The organism is Lactobacillus acetotolerans DSM 20749 = JCM 3825, assembly GCF_001436775.1.
Lineage (GTDB): Bacteria > Bacillota > Bacilli > Lactobacillales > Lactobacillaceae > Lactobacillus > Lactobacillus acetotolerans.
This window is the reverse complement of record NZ_AYZC01000077.1, coordinates 1-2,192: the sequence shown is the minus strand read 5'-3', so window position 1 is coordinate 2,192 and position 2,192 is coordinate 1. Positions and strand designations below refer to the sequence as shown.

At 34.6% G+C, this 2,192-nt stretch carries 1 protein-coding gene and 1 pseudogene; both read right to left on the bottom strand.

Annotated features, from left to right (window positions below; translation table 11 throughout):
- Positions 1-1,553: BspA family leucine-rich repeat surface protein (locus tag FC77_RS07490; protein ID WP_156641856.1), on the bottom strand; the 1,553-nt coding region annotated here is incomplete at its 3' end.
- Between the two features lie 405 nt (positions 1,554-1,958).
- Positions 1,959-2,150, bottom strand: a pseudogene (locus FC77_RS08495) (YSIRK-type signal peptide-containing protein); the annotation flags it as partial.
- Between the last annotated feature and the right edge of the window lie 42 nt (positions 2,151-2,192).

Genomic DNA, 2,192 nt, shown 5'->3' with positions numbered 1-2,192 from the left:
TCACCCATGTCAGTGACTTGGCTGGTATCAAAGCTAGACAAATCCAAACTCGTTAAACCACTGTCACCATCAAACATATTACTCATATTAGTGACTTGACTAGTATTAAAGCTCTCTAAACCAGTTAAATTGATTAAGTTATAATCCCCATAAAACATATCACCCATGTCAGTGACTTGGCTGGTATCAAAGCTAGACAAATCCAAACTCGTTAAAGCACTATCATCATTAAACATAAGGTTCATGTCTGTTACTTTACTGGTATCAAAGTTGTGTAAGCCAATTATATTTGTTAAGGCCGTATCGTTTCCAAACATATTACCCATATTAGTGACATTACTAGTGTCAAAGTTAGAGACATCTAAACTAGTTAAGTCACTGACACTCGCAAACATCTCATTCATATTAGTAACGTTACTGGTATCAAAGTTAGAGACATCCAAGCTTGTTAAACTTGAATCCTCATAAAACATATCACTCATATTAGTAACATTTTTAGTATCTAGGTTGGAGACATCTAAACTCGTTAAGCTACTGTCACCTGAAAACATATTGCTCATATCAGTAACTTTACTGGTATCAAAGTTGGACAAATCTAAACTTGTTAAACTACTGTCACCACCAAACATATAGACCATCTTAGTAACTTTACCAGTATTAAAATGAGATACATCCAAACTCGTTAAATTATCGTCATTTTCAAACATCTGACTCATATTAGTAACATTACTAGTATCAAAGTTAGAGACATCCAAGCTTGTTAAGCGTAAGAATGAAAACATCCCAGACATGTTCGTAATGTTACTAGTATCTAAATTACTTAACCCAGTAATATCTTGTAAGGTCGTCATTGGCTCACGATAATATGGCGAAAACAAATTTGAAGCATTTCCATCTGCTACAGTAACTCGCCCAGTAATTTTGATATGCTTAACTTGAGCATTATCTGGAAGAAGAGATGGATCTTTTAACCAATTATTATCAATTTCACCCGCTGAAATAGTAACTGTCTGGGTACCTGCATCATAAGAAATATTACTGTTAACTGAACCTAACCGAAGCATAATATTATGTGCTGCTTGCGCTAATTCACTAGTAGTTATTACAGCATTTGTAGAATTTGTATTTGCAGTGGTAATAATATTTGAAGTTACGGCATTCAAAGCCATCAGATTAGTACTAATATTAGTTGGAGCTTTATTTTTATTATTTTGATCAACATCTAAAGCAGCTGAATTAACTGCTATTTGCATAGCATTATATTTACTAATTAATTCTTTACCAGTTTGCATAGCTGCTCGCAATTGTGCTTGCTTTTCAGCTGTCATCTTACTGAAAGCAGCTGAATTTATATAAGCAGTACCCTGAGTAATTGCAGTCTGTAAACTAGCAGCAGCTTTATTCACAGCAGTTTGCTCATCAGACATAGGTGTAGTGGTTATACTTGGGGCTAGCGTTTTACCAACCGCATTAGCTTGATCTCTATTAGCGGTATTTATATTTTGTGCCGATGTGTCACTACTACTATTATTTGGCGTAGCAGTAAAGAACAATGATAGACCAGAAAAAGTATCTAAATTTGACTTAAATGTTTGCTTATTAGTATTACTTGTTTGTTGATTATTGTCTTCAGTAGAAGCAGTTTGCTCATTAGTAACAGAAACATCAGTATTTATTTTAGAAGTATTTTCTCTACTTTCTTGAACAGGATTCTCTTGTTTAACTACTTGTTCACTATTGCTCTTATTGGCTGTATCCTGGATACTTTTATATTCGTAGATTCATTTCCTGCCAAGAATAAACTTAAACCTTGAAAAGTCTTTAAGTTAGGCTTTTTATTAGAATCAGAAATAGCACCCGTGTCTTTCACACTGGTGCTATTATTTGTTTTACTATTTTGTTTAGTGGCAGTATTAGCTGTCTGATTATTTGAGGATGTAGTTGTCTTGCTTACAGCCTCAGTTGATGGAGAGTGTAATACCCCCCCCCCCTACAGTTTTAGGGGTTTGGTCCTTATTTACTATTTCTTGTCTATCTTTTTCTACTGGGTTAACTGTGTCAGCCTTAACTGATTGCGCAGTTATCCCTAGAAAACTAAATCCTAACAGCACAGAAGCGGCACCGATGGCTAATTTACGAATAGAAAAGCGATCCTTTTTGGATTACATTTCCATCTTTCTTAATCGTTCTTT